The sequence below is a fragment of the Nocardia sp. NPDC051990 genome, assembly GCF_040680755.1.
Classification (GTDB): Bacteria; Actinomycetota; Actinomycetes; order Mycobacteriales; family Mycobacteriaceae; genus Nocardia.
On record NZ_JBFAXH010000003.1, the window covers coordinates 379,498 to 401,021 of the forward strand.

Below are 21,524 nucleotides of genomic sequence, written 5' to 3' on the forward strand. Positions count from 1 at the left end.
GGACGCGGGTCCCGGCTCCCCCAGGAAGTGGTGCTTTGGCGTGAATCTGGCTGTGAGTGTTCATGACTCACCGCCAAGGTACAAGTGACCGCGTGTCACATCAATTAAAAAATTGAAACGTGTTGTATGCATCCAGGCCGTCGATTACAGTGACCGTGACTGCGGGGATTCAGAGATCAGTCACACAAATAGGTCTCTCTATGGCCTTGTCGGCCGAAATCTACAAGAACGTGTTCTATCTGCATGCTGTTTTCGCATGCTGGGGAAGGGGGGATTTCGCGATGGATGAAAATCTCTCGCCGGATTCTGTCGCCATTGTTGGAATGGCATGTCGTTTTCCAGGGGGTATCGACTCTCCGGAATCGCTGTGGCGGTTCCTATCCGAGGGGAGCCATGTCTCCAGCAAGTTTCCGTCAGATCGGTCCATGACGGAATTGGCCGATATGGCGTCGCCCGAGGTCGCCGCGGCCATGGCCCCCATGGGCGGCTTCATCGACGAACCTGGCCTGTTCGATCCGGAGTTCTTCGGGATCAGTCCTCGCGAAGCCAAAGCCATGGACCCGCAGCAACGCATGGTGCTCGAATCCACCTGGCAGGCACTGGAAGACGCCGGCATCGACCCGAATACGCTGCGCGACAGTGATACCGGCGTCTACGTCGGTGCAATGGGCGGCGACTACGCGTATTTGATTCCCGGGCAGAAGGATCTGGATCCCGGGTACGTCTCACTCGGTGTGAGCCAGAGCGTGCTGTCCGGGCGGGTGTCCTACATCCTCGGGTTGCAGGGCCCCACCATGAGCATCGACACCGCCTGCTCGTCCTCACTGGTGGCCATGCATCTGGGCGGCCAGGCGCTGCAGGCCGGGGAGTGCTCGCTGGCCCTGGTCGGCGGCGTCTCGATCATGTCCACGCTGACCGGATTCTTCGCGCTCGGTCAGCACGGCGCCATCTCGAAAGCCGGTCGCAGCAAGCCGTATTCGGCCGATGCCGATGGTTTCTGCATGTCCGAAGGCGTGGCCATGCTAGTGCTGGAACGGCTGTCGGACGCGCGCCGCAATGGTCACCGCGTGCTGGCCGTCATACGCGGCGGGGCGGTCAATCAGGACGGCGCAACCAAGGGCCTGACCGTACCGAGCGAACTCGCACAGCGGAAGTTGATCCAGGCTGCGCTGGCCAGTTCCGGTCTGACCGCCGCCGATATCGATGCGGTAGAGGGACACGGAACCGGCACTCCGGTAGGTGATCCCATCGAACTGCGGGCGCTGTTCGACACATACGGTCAGGACCGCGCCGACGGGCGGCCGCTGAAGCTGGGCTCCATCAAGGGCAATTTCGGCCACACCCAGGCGGCGGCAGGCGCGGCCGGGGTGATCAAGATGATTCAGGCCATGCGCCACGGTGAGCTGCCCGCCACTGTCAATGTCGGCGAGCCCACCGGTGCGGTGGATTGGTCGAGCGGCGCGGTGGAACTGGTGACCGAGCACGGTGCCTGGCCGGACTCCGGCCGTCCACGCCGTGCCGGCGTGTCTTCGTTCGGTATCGCGGGCACCAATGCGCACGTAATTCTCGAGCAGGTTCCCGAGGTCGTCGCGGAACCCGCGGCTGCCCCGGAATCGGTTGTGCCGGTGGCGGTGTGGCCGATCTCCGGCCGGACCGCCGAAGCGCTGGCCGATCAGGCGATGCGCCTGACCCAACATGTCAAGGCCAACCCGGAGTTCAGCCTGCGCGATGTGGGTTGCGCGCTGGGGACGACTCGCGCGAGCTTCGAGCATCGCGCGGTGGTGCTGGGCAGCAATCGGGTGGATCTGCTCGCCGGTCTGGCCGAGGTGGCCGAGAACAAGCCGGTCGGGCCGATTCGCGGGCAGGCCATGGACCGCCAGGTGGTGTTCGTCTTCCCGGGCCAGGGCGCGCAGTACGCGGGCATGGCGGCACAGTTGATGGAGGAATCCCCGTTCTTCGCCGAGCGGATTCGCGAGTGCGAGGCGGCCTTCGCCGACTATGTGGACTGGTCGCTGACCGATGTGCTGCGGCAGGTAGACGGCGCGCCGTCCATCGAACGCGTCGATGTGGTGCAGCCCGCCCTGTTCGCCACCATGGTTTCCCTTGCGGCGCTGTGGCGTTCGTACGGCATCGAGCCGGCGGCGGTGCTCGGGCATTCGCAGGGTGAGGTCGCGGCGGCGTACGTGGCCGGCGCGCTCTCGCTCGGCGATGCCGCTCGCATCGTGACCATGCGCAGTAAGCCACTGCGCAGCCTGCCCCGTTCCGGCGGGATGGCCTCGATCAATGCTCCGGTCGCCCGGGTGCGTGAGTTGATGGCCGGGCTCGAGGATCTCTACATCGCCGCAATCAACTCGCCGTCCACCACGGTGGTGGCCGGTGGCGCGGAGTCGGTCACCGCCATCGTCGCGCTGGCCGAGCACAATGATGTGCGCGCCAAGCGAATTCCGGTGGATTACGCCGCGCACACCCCGCACCTCGACCCGCTGCGCGAGGAGCTGCGGGCCGCGGTCGCGCCGATCGTGCCGCAGGCCACCGATGTGGTGTTCTTCTCCACCGTCACCGGTGACGTGCTGCCGGGCGAGGAGCTGGGCCCCGACTACTGGTTCCGGAATCTGCGTGAGCCGGTCGATTTCGAGGCGGGCTTTCAGGCCGCCTTCCAGTCCGGCTACAACGCCTTCCTCGAGATGAGCGTGAACCCGGTGCTCACCTCGGCGATGCACGAATCCCTGGAACAGTTCGGCTCTTTCGCCGATTCATGCCTGATCGTCGGCTCGCTCAAGCGTGCGGAAGCGGGTATCCGCCGCTTCCTGACCGCCGTCGCCGAAGCGCATGTGCAGGGTGTGTCGCCGGACTGGTCCACGCTGTACCCCCCAGGTGCCGCGCACCCGGCGCCGCTGCCCACCTACGCCTTTCAGCGTCAGAAGTATTGGCTGGCAAGTGTTTCCGGCACCGGCGGCGGCAAGCCCAGCGGACTCGGCCTGGCCGAGGCGGGTCATCCGCTGTTGGGCGCGATCTCGGAGTTGCCCGGCGCGGACCGCTACCAATTCAGCACCCGCTTGGCGCTGGCAACCCATCCCTGGCTGGCCGATCACGCGCTGCACGGCAATGTGCTGGTCCCTGGTGCGATGCTGCTGGAGCTGGCGCTGCACTCCGGCGACAAGCTCGGCAGCCCGCGGGTGGAGAAGCTGACCATGTACACACCGGTCACGCTGCCCGCCGACGATGCCATTCACCTACAGGTAGTAGTCGGTGAACCGGAGCGCAGCGGCCGTCGCAAGGTGGCCATCTACTCGCGGCCGGAGGTCAAGGACGAGGCTCCTGGCGCGAGCCAGTGGAGCCTGCACGCCGACGGATTCCTCACCGCAGCAACGAAATCCGATGATGCCGAGGTGCAAAGCCTGGAGCTGTGGCCGCCGGTCGGCGCGGAACCGGGTATGGAGCCGGAGAACGCGTACATCACCCTGGCCGCGCTCGGCTACCAGTACGGTCCGGTGTTCCAGGGCATGAAGGCGGTGTGGAAGCGCGGCGAGGATGTGTTCGCGGAAGTGGCACTGCCGGATTCGGTGTCCGATGCCGACAAGTACGGTCTGCATCCGGCCCTGCTCGACGCCGCCATGCAGTGTGGCGCCGCCGCTGCCGCGCTCATGCCGTCGGAGGCCGGTGCGATCCGGCTGCCCTTCGCCTGGGAGCGCGTCGAATTGCGGGCCGTGGGCGCGAAGGCATTGCGCGTCAAGCTGACTCCCGCTGGTGACGATCGGCTGCGCTGGGTGCTCGCCGACAGCACCGGTCGCGTGGTGGCGGTCGGCACTTTGCAGGTGCGCTCGATCTCCATGGGCACGCTGGCCACGCGTGGCCTGTCCGGCCGCCAGGATTCGCTGTTCGGGGTGGACTGGCTGGCCGTTTCCGCACCGCGCGTGCGGTATTCGGCTCGCCAGGGCGAATGGGTGGTGGTCGGTCGCGAATTGTCCGGCATCGCCGCCGATGCCGCCCTGACCTCCTACCCCGATCTCGATGCCCTTGGCGCGGCGATCACGACGGGAACCGAGGTGCCCAAGGTGGTGCTGCTACCGCGCTTGACTGCCTCCGCCGGCGCCGAGCCGGGTGCGCAGGTGACCACGGCGGTCCGGGATGAATTGGCCCGCATGCTGACTCAGCTGCAAGGCTGGTTCGCCGACGAGCGCTTCGCCGAGACGAAGCTAGTGGTGCTCACCCGCGGCGTACAGGGCGTGGATCTGGCCGAGGATGTCTCCGATCTGGTCGGTGCGACGGTCTGGGCACTGGTGCGCAGTGCGCAATCGGAGTTCCAGGACCGGGTCCAGCAGATCGATCTGGACGAGGACGATATCGGTCTCGATCAGCTCAGCACCGCAGTGCAGTTGGACGAACCCGAATTGGCAGTGCGCCGTGGCGAATTCTTCGGCCGCCGCCTGCGTTCGGGTCTGGACAGCGCGGCCACCGCAGGCGCTCGATTGGCCGGTCCGTGGCGGCTCGACATCCCGGCCTCGGGCAATCTCGACGATGTCACGCTGGCCGAGGCAATTGCGGCACGCGACACCGCGCTGCCGCCAGGCACGGTATCGGTGGCCCTACGTGCGGCCGGACTGTCGTTCCCGGTGGCGCTCAGGGGCTTGGCCGCTACCTCCGGAGTTCCGTCGCGGCTGGTGCACGAGGCGGCGGGCGTCGTGGTCGCCACCGCCCCCGATGTGACCGGTCTCGCGCCCGGTGACCCTGTGTTCGGGCTGTTCGACGAGATCGCCGCGACGGTGGTGACCGATCGGCGCTTGCTCGCCGCGGTCCCCTCGGCGTGGTCGTTCGCGCAGGCCGCCGCTGCGCCGGTGGCTTACCTGACCGCGCTGTACGCCTTGCGTGAGGTCGCCGCGGCTCAGACTGGGGAGCGGGTGCTGGTGCATGCCGCCACCGGTGGTGTCGGCACCGCCGCAGTGAACCTGGCTCGCCGTCTCGGCCTGGATGTACTGGCCACGGCGTCCCACGGCAAGCGGGACACGCTGCGCGGTATGGGTTTCGCCGAGACTCATCTGGCCGATTCCCGGTCCGCCGAATTCGCCGCCCGGTTCGCGGATCTGTCCGTCGATATCGTGCTGAACCTGCTGCCGGACACCTTCACCGACAGCTCGCTGGGCCTGCTGGCCCCCGGCGGCCGGTTCGTGGAGATCGCCAGGGACGTGGTGCGCGATGCCGATCAGGTGCGTTCCGACCATGACGCGAGCTACGAGACGTTCCAACTCGGCGCGCTCGGCGCGGATGTGCTCGGTGGCCTGCTCGCCGAACTCGCAGACTTGTTCGCGAACGGTGACCTGGCCCCACTGCCCCTGCACCGCTTCGATATTCGTCAGGCATCGTCGGCTCTGCGCCTGCTGTCGGAGGCACGCCATACCGGCAAGGTGGTGCTCACCTGGCCGCCCGCGTTCGACCCGGAGTCGACGGTCCTGATCACCGGTGGTACCGGCACCATCGGCGCGATCATCGCGCGGCATCTCGTGAACGCTTACGGCGCAAAGCATGTGCTGTTGACCAGCCGTAGTGGTTCCCGGGCCGCGGGGGTCGAGGAGCTGATCGCGGAACTGGCCGCCGCGGGCGCACAGGTCACGGTGGCCACCTGCGATGCCGGTGATCGGGATGCCTTGGCGGGCGTGCTCGATTCGATCCCCGCGCAGCATCCACTCGGCGGCGTGGTGCATCTGGCCGCGGCGCTGGCCGATGCCACCTTCGCCGCGTTGACCCCCGAGCACCTGGACGTGGTGTTGCCGGCCAAGGCGTACGGCGCGTGGCATCTGCACGAGCTGACCCAGCATCTGGATCTGTCCATGTTCGTGCTGTTCTCCTCCGCCGCAGGCACTTTCGGTAGCGCGGGTCAGGCCAACTACGGCGCGGCCAATGTGTTCGCCGACAGCCTGGCCCGGCACCGCTACCACCGGGGCCTGGCCGCCACGTCGATGGCCTGGGGCTGGTGGGCGGAGGACACCTCCAATACCGGCGGCATGGACGAGAAGGACCGCGCGCGCCTGACCCGCATGGGTGTGACGCCCATGCCGACGAAGGAGGCGCTGGACCTGTTCGACGCCGCCCTACGGACCGGCCGCCCGTACGTGCTGCCGGTCGGTATGGACCTGTCGCTGCTGCGGGTGGCCGCCCAGGTGACCGAGCTGCCGCCGTTCTTCCGGGCGCTGCTGCACACTCGGCCGCGCGCCACCCAGCAGATGAGCGACTCCTCGCAGCTGGCCAAGCGGCTGGCGGGGCTGAGCCCGACCGAGCAGCATGAGGTGATCGTGGATCTGCTCAGGACGCCGATCTCCATGGTACTGGGCTACAACTCACCCGATGCGGTGCTGCCGGATCGCGAGTTCACCGAGATGGGTGTGGATTCGCTCAGTTCCATCGAGCTCGGCGCGCATCTGCGCGCGATCACCGGTGTGAAGCTGGCCAATTCGGTCATCTTCCAGTACCCGACGGTCAATCTGCTGGCCCGCCACGTGCTCGATCAGGTGACGCCGCAGGACACGGAACTGGCGGATCCGATCGTGGCCGAGGTGGAAATGCTGCTGGAGCGCCTGGCCGCCATCCACGGTGAGACGCAGATGCCCGGCGAACTGCTGGCCCGACTCTCCGGCGCGGTCGGTCGGCTGGGTGGATCCGCTGCCCCAGAGGCGGTTTCGTGACCCGGTTGCTCGCTGTGAGCGACCTACACATCGGTCATACGGGGAATCGGGAAATGGTGGCGGCGATCCGGCCCGATTCCCCGGACGACTGGCTGATCGTGGCAGGCGACGTGGCGGAGAAGACCGACGCGATCCGGTGGGCGCTCGGGACACTGCGCGACCGGTTCGCGAAGGTGATCTGGGTGCCCGGGAACCACGAATTGTGGACCACCGCAAGGGATCCGCTGCATCGTCGTGGCACGGGACGCTACCAGCATCTGGTCGACGTATGCCGGGCCATGGACATCGTCACACCCGAGGATCCCTACCTGGTGTGGGAGGGGGAGGGCGGCCCGGTGCTGCTGGTGCCGATGTTCCTGCTCTACGACTACAGCTTCCTGCCGCCGGGAGCGCGCACCAAACGGGAAGGTCTCGCGCTGGCCGAGGCCCGCGGGTCGGTCGCCACCGACGAGCAACTGCTCACCTGCGACCCGTACGCCGCACGGGAGGACTGGTGCCGGGAGCGTGTCGAGTACACCCGCGCGCGGCTCGACGCGCTCGATCCTGGGATGCCGCTGGTCCTGATCAATCACTTCCCGCTGACGCGCCAACCGGTCGAGCGGTTGTTCCGGTCGGAGTTCGCGCTGTGGTGCGGCACCGAACTGACCGCCGACTGGCATCGCCGCTACAACGTGCGCTGTGTCGTCTACGGGCACTTGCACATTCGCCGCACCGATCACTTCGACGGGGTGCGCTTCGAGGAAGTGTCGATCGGCTATCCACGGGAATGGCGGCGGCGGGGACTGCCCGAACCGCTGCTACGGGAAATCCTTCCGGGCCGGACTGAATCGCCGCGTGCGGGAGTTGCGCTGGGCCGACGGGCCGCCGCCCGCGCGTGGCGGCTCGCTCGCGGTCTGGCCAGAAGAGACGAATCCCGACAAGTAATCGACGAACAAGGAACACTGCCACGATGACCGACCCAATCGCCGGGCGACAAGGACTCGAGCAGGCCCTCGGTGCGGGGCTGGCCGCTGTCGACCTGATGTCCGATGACCAGTGTGCCGACCTGCTGGCCCTGCTCGACGACGCGCCCCGGCGCGATCGCGCGCTGGCCGAGACCGAACTCGCCGACAGTCTGGCCCGCCAGCCGCGCACGCTGCGATTCGTGCTGCGGGCGGTGCTGCTGAGGAGACGGCGATGAGTGAGAAGATGACCCGTGATCAGCTGGAGAAGCTGGCCGCCGCACTGCACGTGCCCAGTTCGCGCATCGAGTACCTGAGTATCCTTGGCGGTGAGCAGCTGGCGGTGCTGCGCGAGGAGATCGTGCGCGTGCTGCACACCCGCTATCCGCGTGAATACCGGCGGTTTTCGGCACTGGCGCGGCGGGTTCCGCTGCGCTTGTCGCTACCACTGGCCACCCGGGTGCTGCCGCCGCGCATTCTGGGCCGCTCGCTGTCGGCCGGACTGCTCGACGGGCGCAGTGCGGCCTCGCTGGCCATGCTGTCGGCCATCGATCCCGTGGTGGTAGCCGATGCCGCGCCCTTCATCAATCCGGCCGTCGTCGGCCGGCTGGCGGAGCTGGCCTCACCGGAGCTGATCAGCGGTGTGATGGCGGAACTCATGGCGCGCGATGACTTCGACACCGCCGATCTGTTTGTCGATACCTTCACCAGCTATGTGATGACCTCAGGCGGTCAGGTTCGCGCACCGGCGGCGAAGCCGGAAGTGGTGCCCGCACGCCGTTTCCGGAGTCTGCTGCGCGGTATCGGGCGGCGACCGTGATCGCGGCGAGCCGAACCGACTTCGAGGTGGTCGTGGTCGGTGCCGGGTTCTCCGGTATCTGCGCGGCGATCCGACTGCGGCAGGCGGGGATCCACGACTTCGTGGTGCTCGACAAGGCCGACGATGTGGGCGGCATCTGGCGGGACAATACCTATCCCGATGTGGGCGTGGATATTCCGATCTGGGGTTACTGCTTTTCGTTCGAACCGAATCCGGACTGGCGGCATGCCTATGCCAAAGGGCATGAACTACGGACCTACGCCACCCGATGTGTCGAAAAGTACGGGGTGCGTGAGCATTTGCGGCTCCGAACCGAGGTGACCAGGATGCAGTTCGACGAAGACCTCGACCTGTGGGTCCTGCAGACCGGGCGGGGGGCGATACGGGCTCGCTTCGTGATCAATGCCTATGGGGCACTCGGGCATCCCAAGATGCCCGATATCCCGGGACTGGACAGCTTCGGGGGCGCGTTGATCCACAGCGCCCGGTGGGATCACACGGTACCGCTGGCGGGCCAGGTCGGGGTGATCGGTACCGGCTCCTCTGCGGTGCAGATCATTCCCGAGGCCGCCGAGCGGGCCGAGCGGCTCACGGTCTTCCAGCGCACGCCTATCTGGGTGATACCCAAGCCCGACTTCCGCATTCCGCGACTGCTGCGCATGGGTTTTCGAATGTTCCCGTTCCTGCTGCGGGTTCCGCGTTGGATCGTGCTCCTGTGGCTGGAACTGTTGTACAACGGCGTGTTCCGGTTCAAGTTGCCGGTCACGGCGACCGCCCTGGAGTGGCTGGCGGGCGCAGCTCTGCGCGCCCAGGTACCCGATCTCGAAGTACGCGCAAGGCTTTTGCCGCACTATCGGTTTGGTTGCAAGTTCCTGACGCTGTCCAACCGGTATTACAAGACCTTCGCTCGCGACAATGTGCGGCTGGTGTCTGAGGACATCGAGTCGGTCGACGCGACCGGGGTCGGCACTGCGGACGGGGAGCACCATGAGCTCGACACCCTGGTCATGGCAACGGGTTTCGAGGTATTCGAGCGCACCAGCCTGCCCCGCTATCCGATCACCGGCACCGGCGGCGTGGATCTGGGCGACTACCTGCACGACAATCGCAATGTCTGCTACGAGGGCGTCACCCTGCCACCCTGCCCGAACGCGTTCGTCATTCACGGCCCGTACTCGATGACCGGGTCGTTCTTCATGACCATCGAGAACGCGGTCGCGCATGCCGTGCGGTGCATCACCGAGGCGCACCGGCGCGGGGCGACCCGGGTCGCGGTGAAGGCCGAACCCTATGCTCGCTTCGCCGAGGAGATGATCACCCGGCAGGCGCGGTCCATCTTCTACAACTCCAACTGCGAGCAGGCCCGCAGTTTCTATTTCGATCAGAACGGTGACGTGCCGCTGTTCCGGCCCTCGACCAGCGTTGAAGCCTGGTGGCGGATGCGCAGATTCCCACTGGCGGACTACGCCTTCAGCACCTGCGCGGCCGCCGGGCAGCGCGAGCAGCCGGCCGGGCAGCAGGGGGCATCATGACACCACCGGCAATCGGGCACGTCTCCGATACCGCGCGCTGGGTCGCGATTTATCGCGCGCTGGAATCGGCGCGGCCGGACGCACTGTTCCGCGACGAACTCGCTGCGGTGCTCGCAGGTGAGCAGGGGAGTGTGCTCGCGCAATCCGCGATACTGCCGCGCGGGGCCCGCGATCACTGGCCGACGGTGGTCCGCACCCGACTCGTCGACGATGTGATCCTCGGCGCGCTCGACCAGGGGTGTGATCGCGTGATCAATCTGGCGGCGGGGCTGGATACTCGTCCGTTCCGGCTCGATCTACCAGCCGAAATTCGCTGGTACGAAACGGATCTGCCGGACCTGGTCGCGTACAAGGAAGCGCGACTGGAAGGTAGGCGGGCGCGGTGTGAGCGGATCGCCGTGCCACTCGACATCACCGATGCGGCCGCGACCACCGCATTCCTCGCCGAGGCGCGTGCTGGGGCGGATAGGCCGCTGGTCATAACCGAAGGGCTGCTGCCCTATCTCCAGGCGCACCAGGTGCTGATCCTGAGCGAGCAGCTGCGGGCAGCCGGAACGCGTTGGTGGGTAATGGATCACTGGTCACCCGCCATGCTGCGCATGGTCAATCTGACCATGGGTCGCGAATTGGGTTCGGCACGATGGACTTTCGCGGCCTCGCTCGGATTCTTTCCGGGGTGGTCGGCCGAGATCGCCCGCTCGACCTTCCTGGCCGCGGCACGGTGGGGCCGTTCGCCGTTGCCGCTGCGCGCGACGGCGCTGCTGCCCGAAATCGCACCCGGCCCGCGACTCGACCGATCCCGGTTGTGGTGCGGCGCAGTGCGATTGTCTCCCCGTGACCTACGAGGACGGATATGAGTTCGGTGCTGGTACTCGGTGGCGGGTTCACCGGACTGCTGGCGGCCGCCGCGGCGAGCCCGCATGCGCGCGAGGTCACGGTGCTCGAGCGCGATGTCTTTCCCGAGGGCCCGCAACCGCGGCGCGGGCAACCACAGGCTCGCCATCCGCACTTCCTGGCACCCGGTGGCGTGCTCGGGCTCGAGCAGCTGCTGCCCGGCGCGACGCACCGGCTACTGGCGGCGGGGGCCAATCGGATCGGCGTCGGAGCCGACCTACTGTTCCGTCCCGCCGCCGGTGGCTGGCTGGACCGTCAGGACACCGGGCGCTACGGCATCAGCTGCACCAGGCAATTGCTCGATCACGTGGTGCGCACGATGGTCCGGGAGCGGGGCGGGGTGACCTTCCGACCGGAGTGCGATGTGGTGAGCCTGCTCGGCGACGGCCGTGCCGTGCGCGGGGTGCGGGTGCGCGAGCAGCGGCCGGGAGCCACCGAAGTGTTCGAGGCGGACCTGGTGATCGATGCCACTGGGCGCGGATCGCAGGCCGGGCAATGGCTCGACCAGTTGGGGATCGTCGTTCCGGCGGCGGAGATCGTCGACTCCGGGCACGCGTATGCCACCCGGGTGTATCGCGCGAGGCCGGGGGCCGAATCGGGTTTCCCGCTGATCCTCATCCAGGCCGACGGCCGGTCCGGGAGTCCGGGCGGCAATGCCACTCTGCTGCCTGTGGAGGACGGGCAGTGGCTCGTAGCCATCGGCGGCACCCGGGGCATGAGCATGCCCGCGAGCAATGACGACTTCCTGGAATTCGCGTGCGAGCGCGTGCCGCATCCATTGATCGGCGAACTCCTCGCCGAAGCCGAACCACTCAGCGACACAATGACTTCCCGCAGCACGTGCAACAGGCGCTATCGATTCGACCGGGTGCGTGCGTGGCCTCGCGGATTGGTGGTAGCCGGAGATGCCGCCTCGGCAATGAATCCCGTGTACGGCCAGGGACTTTCAGTGGCGGCGCGTAGCGCGAACGTACTGCGTTCGGGATTCGCTGCGCGCGGTGTCGATCCGGCTGCCGCTGCCCGGCTGCAACAGTCGATCTGTCGGGCGGCGCAGGATCCCTGGCAGATGGCGACCAGCCAAGATCGTCAGTTCCGCGGCACCAAGGGCCGTGGGGCCTCCGTGCTGGCGCGGGTGCAATTGCGCTACGGCGAGCGAGTGTTCCAGGCGGCGACGACGCGGCCCGCAGTCGCAGCCGTCGTCTCGGAAGTGATGTTCCTGGTCCGCCCCGCGCTGGCGATGGGGCATCCGGCGGTAATCGCCGGTGCACTACTCGGGCCGCGACGGCCCGCGCGGTCCGAGCCGCCGCTGACCGCGTGGGAGCGCGGGTTCGTCACCGGTGGACGGGTCGCATGAATCGCGCGATCACGCGGGTGGCGTGCTGGATGCTGGCTTCGGGCGCGGTACTGGGCACGAATGCCGCTGTGGCATCGGCGGATGCTGTCGCGGCCACGCCGCTGCTTTCGGCACCCGCGTCGACGGATAGTTGGGTGAGCGGTGACGGCGGTGTCCAGCTCCGTGTGCACGAATATGGTCCAGCCGGTGACCAAGCACCGACCGTCGTCTTGGTGCACGGCTATATGTCCACGGCTCGGGCCTGGGACCAGGTCGTCGCCCGACTCGCACCGGACTATCACGTGGTCACCTACGACACCAGGGGCAATGGAGAAAGCGATCACCCAGCGCAGCAGCAGGATTACGCACTCCCGGTCCTGGCCGCCGATATCTCCGCGGTTATCGACGCCACTGCTGCCGGTCGGCAAGTGCATCTGGTCGGCTGGGACTGGGGAGCCGGTGAGGGCTGGGAAGCGGCTGCCACTTCGGAGATCGCCGCGAAAGTCATTGACTTCACCGCGATTTCCGGCTTCAACCTCGACTTGTCGGGGCAGTGGCTGCGGCGTACCCTGAGCGATCCCGCCGACCTGCCAGCCGTAGTCGATCAAGCCGTCCGCTCGTCCTACATCGCGCTGTGGGATGTGCCGGTCCTCACCGATGTCCTGTGGAACACCGGTGTCACAGGGGCGGTCCTGGATGGGTTCGTTCGGCTCGAAGGCGGCCCGCCACCGCATGTTCCGCCCGCCGACGGCCGCGCCTCGCTGAATCGGTATCGCGCCAATATCGCCTCCCGGATCAGCGCGCCCACCTACAGCCGACTCGCGGTGCCGGATATCCACGTGATCTACGGCTCGCGCGACCCCTATGTCGGTGCGGCGGTCCAGACCCGCGCCGTCGAAGGCGCGGCCGAGCATCTGACATTCACCGAAATCGACTCCGGCCATTGGTCTCCAATCACCGACCCGCAGCAGCTCACAGCGGCGATCGTCGCCGGATTCGGGACGGAACCGGGAAGGTATCCATGAACGAGCCCATTGCGATCGTCGGCATGGCGGCCCGATTCCCCGGGGCCGACGACGTCGACGCCCTCTGGGAGCTGCTGAGCTCCGGTGGTACAGCGATCCGTACCGTGCCCGCCGAGCGCTGGGATGCGGACACCCCCCTGGACGGCGGTAAGCGGGTACCGGCGGTGGGCGGATTCCTCGACGGGGTAGACGAGTTCGACGCCGCGCTGTTCGGCATCTCGCCGCGCGAGGCGGCCGATATCGATCCACAACAGCGGCTCATGCTCGAAATCGCCTGGCGTGCATTGGAAGACGCGGGCATACCGGGTCATACCCTGCGCGGCACCCGGACCGGTGTCTACGTCGGCGCGTCCTGGCACGATTACGAGACGCTGCGCAAGCAGCGGGGGATCGGCGCTACCCAGCACAGTCTGGTTGGTACCGCGCTCGACGTGATCGCGGCGCGTCTGTCGTATCTGCTCGGCCTCACCGGGCCCAGTCTCGTCGTCGAGACCGGATGTTCGTCGGCGCTGGTAGCGCTCGACCTCGCCGTGCGGGCCATACGCACCGGTGATGTCGAATCTGCGATCGTTGGCGGCGCGAATCTCATTCTGGCCCCGGATGTTTCGATCGGGCTCACACATTTCGGGGCGCTGTCGTCCAACGGTCGCTGCGCCGCGTTCGGTGCGGACGCGGACGGGTTCGTTCGTGGCGAAGGTGTGGCGGCGGTGTATCTCAAGCCGTTGAGCGCGGCGGTGCGTGATGGCGACCAGGTGCGGGCGCTCGTCACCGCCACCGTGGTGAACAATGACGGCGGTGGCGAAAGCCTGGTCACGCCGAATACGGCGGGGCAGCGGGATCTGCTGCGGCGAGCCTACCGGGACGCGGGACTCGATCTCGATCGGCTGGCGTACGTCGAGGCGCATGGAACCGGTACGGGGCGAGGGGATCCCATTGAGGCCGCGGCGATCGGAGAGGTGCTGGCGCAGGCGCGTGGATCGGCTGCCGGGCCGCTGCCTATCGGATCGATCAAGACCAATATCGGGCATCTGGAAGCCGCCGCCGGGATCGCTGGGCTGATCAAAGGTGTGCTGTGTCTGGAACGCGGGCTGATCCCGCCGAGCCTGCACGCGGGGGAGCTCAATCCTGAAATCGCTTTCGACGCACTGAATGTGGCGGTGGTGCGCGAGCGCCTCGCCCTACCCGAGGCCGGGCCGGTACATCTCGGTGTCAACTCGTTCGGCTGGGGCGGGACCAATGCGCATGCTGTGCTCAGTCGCGCGGAAGTCGCGGCGGTAGCACGTCTTTCCGGTTCTGATCTCGGGTTCCTGCCCCTCTCGGCACATACCGACGATGCGCTACGTCTGCGCTGCCACGACATCGCCGACCTGCTGGACACCGATCCGAGTGGAATCGGATCGGTGACGGCCGCCCTCGCCCGGCGAGCCCATCAACTACCCAGGCGCATAGCGGTTTTCGGTACCGAGCCCGCCGGGCTGGCTGCGGAGTTACGGCGACATGCCGACGACCCTGCTGCCGAGCATCCCGCGGTCCTCGTTGGGCGAACCCGCGAAATCGGTCTCGTGGCCTTCGTCTTCCCCGGACAAGGCGCACAATGGCACGGCGTCGGCACGGCGTTGTACGGCACGGACCCGGCCTTCACGGCCATGGTGGACGATTGCGCCGCCGCGCTCGCACCGCACGTCGACTGGGATCCCCTCGCGGTTATTTCCGGTGCGGCCGGGCCGGATTGGCTCGACCACGTCGATCAGGTGCAGCCGGTGCTGTGGGCGCTTTCACTCGGTATCGCCGCTATGTGGCGCGCCATGGGCATCGTTCCCGATCTGGTCGTCGGCCACAGTCAGGGCGAGATCGCGGCCGCCACCCTCTCCGGTGCGCTGAGTCTCGCGGACGGTGCGCTCGTGGTGGCGCGTCGCAGTGCCGCATTGCGTGCCGTGGCGGGCACCGGCCGAATGCTGGCCGTCGAACTGCCGGTCGATGAACTTCCATCTTGGATAGCGGGTTTCGAAGACTCCGTGACACTGGCCGTGCACAACGGTCCGATGTCGTGCGTACTTGCCGGGGATCGGGATTCCATCGAGGCATTGCACGAGATCCTCTCGGCCGACGGAGTGTTCTGCCGAATGGTCGCGGTGGACTACGCCTCGCACGGTCCGCACATGGAGGGGTTGCGTCCCGCACTGTCGACGGCGCTGGCCGGGGTGAAACCTGGACCGACATCGGTCGAGATGCTGTCCACGGTGACCGGACGGCCGTGCGCACCCGGCGCAGTCGATGGCGACTACTGGATCGAAAACCTCTGCCGCCCCGTTCTGTTCGCCGAGGCGATGACGTCTGCCTTCGACTCCGGCGTCACCCACGTGATCGAGATCAGCCCGCACCCGGTGCTGACCGCGGCTCTCGAACAGCTATCCGCCACCCGATCGCACCCGCCGGTGGTGGTACCGTCGCTCTACCGCGACCGGGACCCGATCACCGAGATGCAGCGCAGTCGCGCCCGCGCTTACCTGAGCGGGCTGCATCCCTTCGCCGATATCTCCCGCGCTGCCTCGGTTACGCTGCCGCCGTATCCCATGCAGCGCAGTTCGTTCTGGCTGCCTGAATCCGAAGCGGGCACGCGGGCGCAAGGACTGCGGGCTCCGGTGTATCCCAGCGTCATGGAATCCGGTGCATGGCAGGCCGATACCTCGATATCGCTCGACCACGAAGGCTGGCTCGGCGACCATCGGGTCGGGGCCGCGGTCGTGGTGCCCGCCGCCATGATGATGGCGTTCGCCATCGCGGTCGCTCGCACTCGATACGGGCATCAGCCCGCGGCGCTGCTGGACATCCGGTTCACCGAGGCGCTGACGTTGCCCGCCGCGCCGGTGCGCCTCGATATGACGTTGCGCGAGGACATTACCGGCGGCGCGAGCTTCGAGCTCCGCTCACTCGCCGCGACGGCCGAGATCTGGACCGCTCATGCCCGGGGCCGAGTAATGCACACCGTCGAAGCGATGGATCTCCCGGAGCTGCCCGGCGGTACACAGCCCGAGGCTGACGTTTCCGGTGCCGAGTTCTACCGGTTGTGCGCCGGGCGAGGATTGAACTACGGCCCCGAATTTCAAGGCGTGCAGGTGATCAGGCATGTCGGCGGTGGAGTCGTCGCCGACATCGAACTCGGCGAGCAATGCCGGGCGCAGCTGCATCGGGGTGAGTTGCACACAGCGCTGATCGACAGTGCGATGCAAGCGGCCCTTGCCTTGTTCGACGACGCACGAACCGTCGTACCGGTGGCGGTCCAGGAGCTGCGCCTGCACGCCGTGCCGGACACATTCATCGATACCGCACGGGTGTACGCGGTCCGGCGCTCCGATACGTCGGCGGACATCCATGTGTTCGACGACCAGGGCACCCCGCTCGCCACGATCCGCGGGCTTCAACTGGCCGCGATCGACGGCGGCGATGCGGTCTGTCGCCGATTCGACCGCGAGTTCCGGTTCGTACTGCATGCGGCCGAACGTTCGGAGACGACTGGTCGCGAGGGCGACGGCTCGCGCGGGTGCGGTGCCGACATCGTGCTGGACGGTGACGTGACCTGGCATACCGCCTTGGCCGATGCGTTGCGCCGGCGCGGAGCGCAGGTACACAACGGCGGTGCCGCGCACGCGGGCGGTACGCTCGTCTATTGCGTGCCCTCGGGCGATCTCCAGGCCCAGCGAACTCGGCTCGCGACCCTCACGGAAGCGGTGCGAGCGGCGACGAGCACCGGCTCGACACCGCCGCGGCTGGTCGTCGTGACGGAGAATGCCGAATCACCCACATCCGATGATCGCCCCGATCCGGGGAGCGCGATGTTCTGGGGTTTCGTCCGCGTCCTGCGGCGAGAGCATCCCGAACTGTCCGCCACCCTCGTCGATATCGCGGGCGCGCGGGAGATCGACGAGTGTGCCGCCGAACTCCTGGCCGCGCCCGGCGAAGATCAGGTAGTGCTGCGGGCAGGGCGTCGCTACGTCGGCCGGCTGGAGCAGGGCGAACACTCCGGAGGTGCGCAGCCGCGGCCATGGCGGGCGCAGCACCGGCCTTTCCGCCTGCGGTCGGCTGCCGATCGGCGCTGGGACGGCCTGCACTTCGCGCCGCTATCGGTGCGCACGCCAGGTCCGGGTGAAATCATGGTCGAAATCGCCGCGGCGGCAATCAATTTCATTGATGTCATGAAGGCGGCGGGTACCTATCCGGACGCCTCCGCCGGGGCGAGGGAGTTCGGTGTCGAAGGCGCGGGTGTGGTTCGCCAGGTGGGCCCGGGTGTGACCGATCGGTCCGTCGGCGATCGAGTGATCGTGTGCGGATTCGGTGCGATCGGCTCGCATCTCACCGCACGCGCCGATCACACCGCGCCGATCCCGGCCGAAATGCCGTTCGAGGACGCGGCGGCGCTGCCGATGGTCACGACCACGGCTTGGTACGCCCTGGCCATGCTGGGGCACGTTGTCCCGGGCGAGACGGTGCTGATCCACTCCGGAACGGGTGGATTGGGTCTGGCCGCTATCGGGATCGCGCGCCACCTCGGTGCGCAGGTGCTCGCCACCGCCGGTTCGGCCGAGCGTCGCGAGTATCTGCGTCGCGAGCACGGTATCGAGCACGTCTTCGATTCCCGTGCGCTGACCTGGGTCGATGAGGTGCTTGCCGCGACCAGCGGGCGGGGTGTCGACGTTGTGCTCAACTCCCTGTCCGGCGTCGCCATCGATCTGGGCCTCGAGGTGCTCGCCGAGGACGGCCGCTTCCTCGAAGTCGGGAAAAAGGACATTTACGCGAACCGGCGGCTGGGTTCTCGCGCCTTCGCCAAGGGAATCGGCTTCCTGGCCATAGATCTGGCCGGAATGATGACTCGTCGCCCGGATCGGTTCGCGGCGGCCTTGTCTCGAGCCTGGCAGCTGGTTCAAGACGGCGGCCTCGCGCCGCTGCCCATCTCGGTACACCCCCTGGCCGAGGCTCCAGGAGTGCTGCGACGCATGGCCCGTGGGGATCACATCGGCAAGTTCGTGCTCAACCATCTGGATACGGTCTCCCGTATTGCTCCGGAACCCATGCCGGACGGGCAATTCCGCGCGGATGGAACCTATGTCGTCACCGGAGGCCACGGCGCGCTGGGACGCAGTCTCGCGCGCTGGTTGCTCGAGCACGGTGCGGGATGTGTGGTGTTGCTCGGACGCAACGCTCCTGACGGGCCGATTCCGTTGCGGGAGTTCGATCTCGACATGCTGCCCGACCAGGTGTCGATCCTCAGTCGCCGGGTTGACGTCTCCGATCGGGAAGCGGTTGCCGCGGTGTTGAATTCGATTCGAGCCGAGGCTCCGCCGCTGCGCGGGATCTTCCATGCCGCCGCAATCCTCGACGACGCGACCGTGCTCGGGCTCTCCGCCGACCAAATGGCACGAGTACTGCGGCCGAAAATCGACGGTGCGCGGCATCTGAACGAGCTGACGGCCGACGATCCGCTGGACCTGTTCGTCCTGTTCTCCTCGGCCGCGGCGCTCATCGGAAATCCGGGTCAGGCTGCCTACGCCGCCGCCAACTCCTACCTCGACGCCCTCTCCGTAGCCCGTCGCCACGAGGGCCGACCGGGGTTGAGCATTCAGTGGGGCCCGTTCGCCGAGATCGGATTGGCTGCTGCACAGGACAATCGAGGAAATCGGCTGGCCGCACACGGTATGGAGAGCATTACCGCGACCGAAGCATGGGAGGCGCTCGGCGGATTCCTCGCCGAGGATCGTCAGGTCGTCGGCTATCTGTCCTTCGACGCGCGCCGCTGGTTCGACGCCTACCCCGACTGCGCCGCGCAACCCAGCTGGAAAGCCCTGCGGCGCACCGCCGAGACCGGCCCGCAACCGGCGGTGAGCGAGTTCCGCTCGACACTGTCCGAAGTCGCCGATGCCGAACGGCCCCGTCTGGTCCTTGGCAAGATCGTCGAACTCGCCGCGGGCGTATTGCGCATGACCCCGGCCGATCTCGATATTCAGACGCCCCTGCGATCACTTGGCCTGGATTCGCTGATGAGCCTGGAACTGCGCAACAAGCTCGAATCCAGTTTCGCACTGCGGCTTTCGCCGACGGTGCTGTGGACCTACGGCACGGCCGAGGCGCTCGCCACCGCATTGGGACAACAGCTGGCAGCGCCGGTGCCCGCCCCATGAATATCAGGAGAGACAATATGGACGAATCGGAGACCGGCGCACCGCAGGGTGCCGCCCTGCGCCGCGCCACCGAGACCATCAAGCGATTGCGGGCCGAACTGGCTCAGCGCTCCGAGACGGGCCCGACGGCGGTCATCGGCGCCGGACTGCGCCTGGCTGGCGGGATCTCCGACCTCGACGGCTATTGGTCGGCCCTGCTCGAGGGCCGCGGCATGATCGGCGAGATGCCCATGCACCGCCGCTGGCCGTTCGAGGACGAGTGGGCCCAACTGCCATTGCGTGGCGGCTTCATCCATGATGCTCTCGATTTCGATCCGGCATTCTTCGGTATCACGCCCCGTGCGGCGCAGGCAATCGACCCGCAGCATCGCCTGCTGTTGGAAGTTGCCTGGGAAGCCTTGTGTGACAGCGGTATCGACCCATCCACGCTGCGCGGCGAACAGGTGGGCACCTTCGTCGGCATCACCGGCCGCCAGGACTACACCGACTGGGCCGGCCAGCACGCCGACGCCAACTGGGCACTCGGCAACGGCCACAGTTTCGCCCCCGGTCGTATCGCCTACACCTTCGGATTCACCGGCCCCGCAGTAGCTTTCGACACGGCGTGCTCCTCTGCGCTGGTGGCCGTCGCGCACGCAGTGCAATCCCTGCGCCGCGGTGAAGTCGACATCGCTCTGGCCGGCGGCGTCAATCTCATCCTGGCGCCCGGATCCACCCGCGCCATCAACCGCACCGGCTCGCTCTCTCCGGACGGCCTGTGCCGGACCTTCGACGCCCGCGCCAACGGTTTCGTCCGCGGCGAGGGCTGTTCCCTGCTCGTGCTCAAACGCCTGGCCGACGCGGAACGCGACCACGACCCGATCCTGGGCGTGATCCACGGCGTCGCAATGAATCAGGACGGCCGCACCTCCGGATTCAGCGCCCCGAACGCCGAAGCGCAACGCCGGGTGATCGAAGCCGCGCTCGCCGACGCCGGTTGCGGCGCAGCCGATCTCGGTCTGATCGAGGCCCACGGCACGGGCACCGCCCTGGGCGACCCCATCGAGATGAGTGCGATCGTGGCAGCGCTCGCCGCCCGCAATGGCGGCAAACCCCTCCACGTCGGCTCGGTGAAGACGAACTTCGGACACCTGGAAGCGGCATCCGGGGCGATCGGCCTGCTCAAGGCGCTGTTGTCGGTCCGTGAACGAACCGTCCCGCCCCTGGTGCAATTCGAGACCTTGAATCCACGAATCGAACTGAAGGGCAACGATATTCGGCTCTCCAATCGGTCGATGCCCTGGCTGACCAGCGAATCCGGCCCACTGGCGGGCGTGAGCTCCTTCGGAATCATCGGCACCAACGCCCACATCATCGTCGGCCCCGCCCCGCAGACATCCGATCCGATCCCGTCTCGCCCGGCCCTTCCCCGGCCACAGTGGAATCGTGTCCCCTGCGTCCCGGCATTCCTGGGCGACGCTCCGCCCGGATACGCCGTACCCGCCTGACCCAACGACACGGAAGGCTGCGCCATGCCCGGATCGGATTCCCCACTCCCCCGACGGCAACGCACTCCCATCCCGCTCTCCCTCGCGAGCCCTGCCCGCTTCCGCCTCGTGATGAACCTCTACCCACCGCTGCTCTTCGCCGGCGTTCGAGTCACCCGAGTAACCCCCGACTGGACCGCCATCACGGTCACCCACCGCGTCCGCCCCTGGAACTCCAACCTCAACCACTCCGCCTTCGGCGGCACGCTCTTCGCCATGACCGACCCCTTCTACGCCGTCATGGCGGCAGGCCAACTCGGCCCCGGCCACCACATCTGGAATACCACGGGAACCATCGAATTCTTGTGCCCTGGGCGCGGAACGGTCAGTGCCACCATGGAACTCACCCCCGCTGAGAGCGACATCATCCGCGCGGGTATCGAAGCCGAGGGATGTTCGGTGACCACCCACGTAACCGAAATCCACTCCGCAGAAGGCACTTTGGTCGCCCGCGCAGCACAGAGCCTTTACGTGCGCGCGGCCTAGCTGGCCGAACCGGTCGAGATCATCATCGGCGAACTCTCGCTCTGATCACGTCGATGCGAACTATGGCCATACCCAACCCGCCGCCCACACGCGCGCATGTGCAACCGAGACCGTCGA

General features: G+C 67.4%; 11 protein-coding genes. All 11 read left to right on the top strand.

Annotated features, from left to right (window positions below; translation table 11 throughout):
* Positions 1-281 precede the first annotated feature (281 nt).
* From AB0L63_RS08185 to AB0L63_RS08235, 11 genes are read left to right on the top strand one after another with little or no spacing between them, the layout of a single operon-like run.
* A complete protein-coding gene (locus AB0L63_RS08185) occupies positions 282-6,677 on the top strand; it encodes a type I polyketide synthase (protein ID WP_364496404.1) in 6,396 nt (2,131 codons plus the stop codon).
* A complete protein-coding gene (locus tag AB0L63_RS08190; protein ID WP_364496407.1) occupies positions 6,674-7,630 on the top strand; it encodes a metallophosphoesterase in 957 nt (318 codons plus the stop codon). Before AB0L63_RS08185 ends, AB0L63_RS08190 begins: the two co-directional genes overlap by 4 nt.
* Positions 7,627-7,857, top strand: a complete 231-nt coding sequence (locus AB0L63_RS08195; RefSeq protein ID WP_364496410.1) for a hypothetical protein — start codon at positions 7,627-7,629, stop codon at positions 7,855-7,857. Before AB0L63_RS08190 ends, AB0L63_RS08195 begins: the two co-directional genes overlap by 4 nt.
* On the top strand, positions 7,854-8,438 hold the full coding sequence (locus tag AB0L63_RS08200; RefSeq protein WP_364496412.1) for a hypothetical protein: 585 nt from the start codon (positions 7,854-7,856) through the stop codon (positions 8,436-8,438). The genes AB0L63_RS08195 and AB0L63_RS08200 overlap by 4 nt, the downstream gene beginning before the upstream one ends.
* On the top strand, positions 8,435-9,970 hold the full coding sequence (locus AB0L63_RS08205) for an NAD(P)/FAD-dependent oxidoreductase (protein ID WP_364496415.1): 1,536 nt from the start codon (positions 8,435-8,437) through the stop codon (positions 9,968-9,970). Before AB0L63_RS08200 ends, AB0L63_RS08205 begins: the two co-directional genes overlap by 4 nt.
* A complete protein-coding gene (locus AB0L63_RS08210; RefSeq protein WP_364496418.1) occupies positions 9,967-10,827 on the top strand; it encodes an SAM-dependent methyltransferase in 861 nt (286 codons plus the stop codon). Before AB0L63_RS08205 ends, AB0L63_RS08210 begins: the two co-directional genes overlap by 4 nt.
* Positions 10,824-12,218: an FAD-dependent monooxygenase gene (locus AB0L63_RS08215; RefSeq protein WP_364496420.1), complete on the top strand. Its 1,395-nt coding sequence runs from the start codon at positions 10,824-10,826 to the stop codon at positions 12,216-12,218. The genes AB0L63_RS08210 and AB0L63_RS08215 overlap by 4 nt, the downstream gene beginning before the upstream one ends.
* Positions 12,215-13,222: an alpha/beta fold hydrolase gene (locus AB0L63_RS08220; protein WP_364496423.1), complete on the top strand. Its 1,008-nt coding sequence runs from the start codon at positions 12,215-12,217 to the stop codon at positions 13,220-13,222. Before AB0L63_RS08215 ends, AB0L63_RS08220 begins: the two co-directional genes overlap by 4 nt.
* Positions 13,219-19,395 carry an SDR family NAD(P)-dependent oxidoreductase gene (locus tag AB0L63_RS08225; protein WP_364496426.1) on the top strand — a complete coding sequence of 2,059 codons (6,177 nt, stop codon included), beginning with the start codon at positions 13,219-13,221 and terminating at the stop codon, positions 19,393-19,395. The genes AB0L63_RS08220 and AB0L63_RS08225 overlap by 4 nt, the downstream gene beginning before the upstream one ends.
* Before the next feature lie 17 nt (positions 19,396-19,412).
* Entirely contained in the window at positions 19,413-20,882 is a 1,470-nt protein-coding gene (locus AB0L63_RS08230) for a polyketide synthase (protein WP_364496429.1), read from the top strand.
* 24 nt (positions 20,883-20,906) lie between these two features.
* Positions 20,907-21,407: a DUF4442 domain-containing protein gene (locus tag AB0L63_RS08235; protein ID WP_364496431.1), complete on the top strand. Its 501-nt coding sequence runs from the start codon at positions 20,907-20,909 to the stop codon at positions 21,405-21,407.
* The last annotated feature ends 117 nt before the right edge of the window (positions 21,408-21,524 follow it).

Excerpts from the sequence above, each read along its gene's own strand:
- AB0L63_RS08185 (WP_364496404.1), top strand. The coding sequence starts at position 282 with ATGGATGAAAATCTCTCGCCGGATTCTGTCGCCATTGTTGGAATGGCA.
- AB0L63_RS08195 (WP_364496410.1), top strand. The coding sequence starts at position 7,627 with ATGACCGACCCAATCGCCGGGCGACAAGGACTCGAGCAGGCCCTCGGT.
- AB0L63_RS08200 (WP_364496412.1), top strand. The coding sequence starts at position 7,854 with ATGAGTGAGAAGATGACCCGTGATCAGCTGGAGAAGCTGGCCGCCGCA.
- AB0L63_RS08210 (WP_364496418.1), top strand. The coding sequence starts at position 9,967 with ATGACACCACCGGCAATCGGGCACGTCTCCGATACCGCGCGCTGGGTC.
- AB0L63_RS08215 (WP_364496420.1), top strand. The coding sequence starts at position 10,824 with ATGAGTTCGGTGCTGGTACTCGGTGGCGGGTTCACCGGACTGCTGGCG.
- AB0L63_RS08220 (WP_364496423.1), top strand. The coding sequence starts at position 12,215 with ATGAATCGCGCGATCACGCGGGTGGCGTGCTGGATGCTGGCTTCGGGC.
- AB0L63_RS08225 (WP_364496426.1), top strand. The coding sequence starts at position 13,219 with ATGAACGAGCCCATTGCGATCGTCGGCATGGCGGCCCGATTCCCCGGG.
- AB0L63_RS08230 (WP_364496429.1), top strand. The coding sequence starts at position 19,413 with ATGGACGAATCGGAGACCGGCGCACCGCAGGGTGCCGCCCTGCGCCGC.
- AB0L63_RS08235 (WP_364496431.1), top strand. The coding sequence starts at position 20,907 with ATGCCCGGATCGGATTCCCCACTCCCCCGACGGCAACGCACTCCCATC.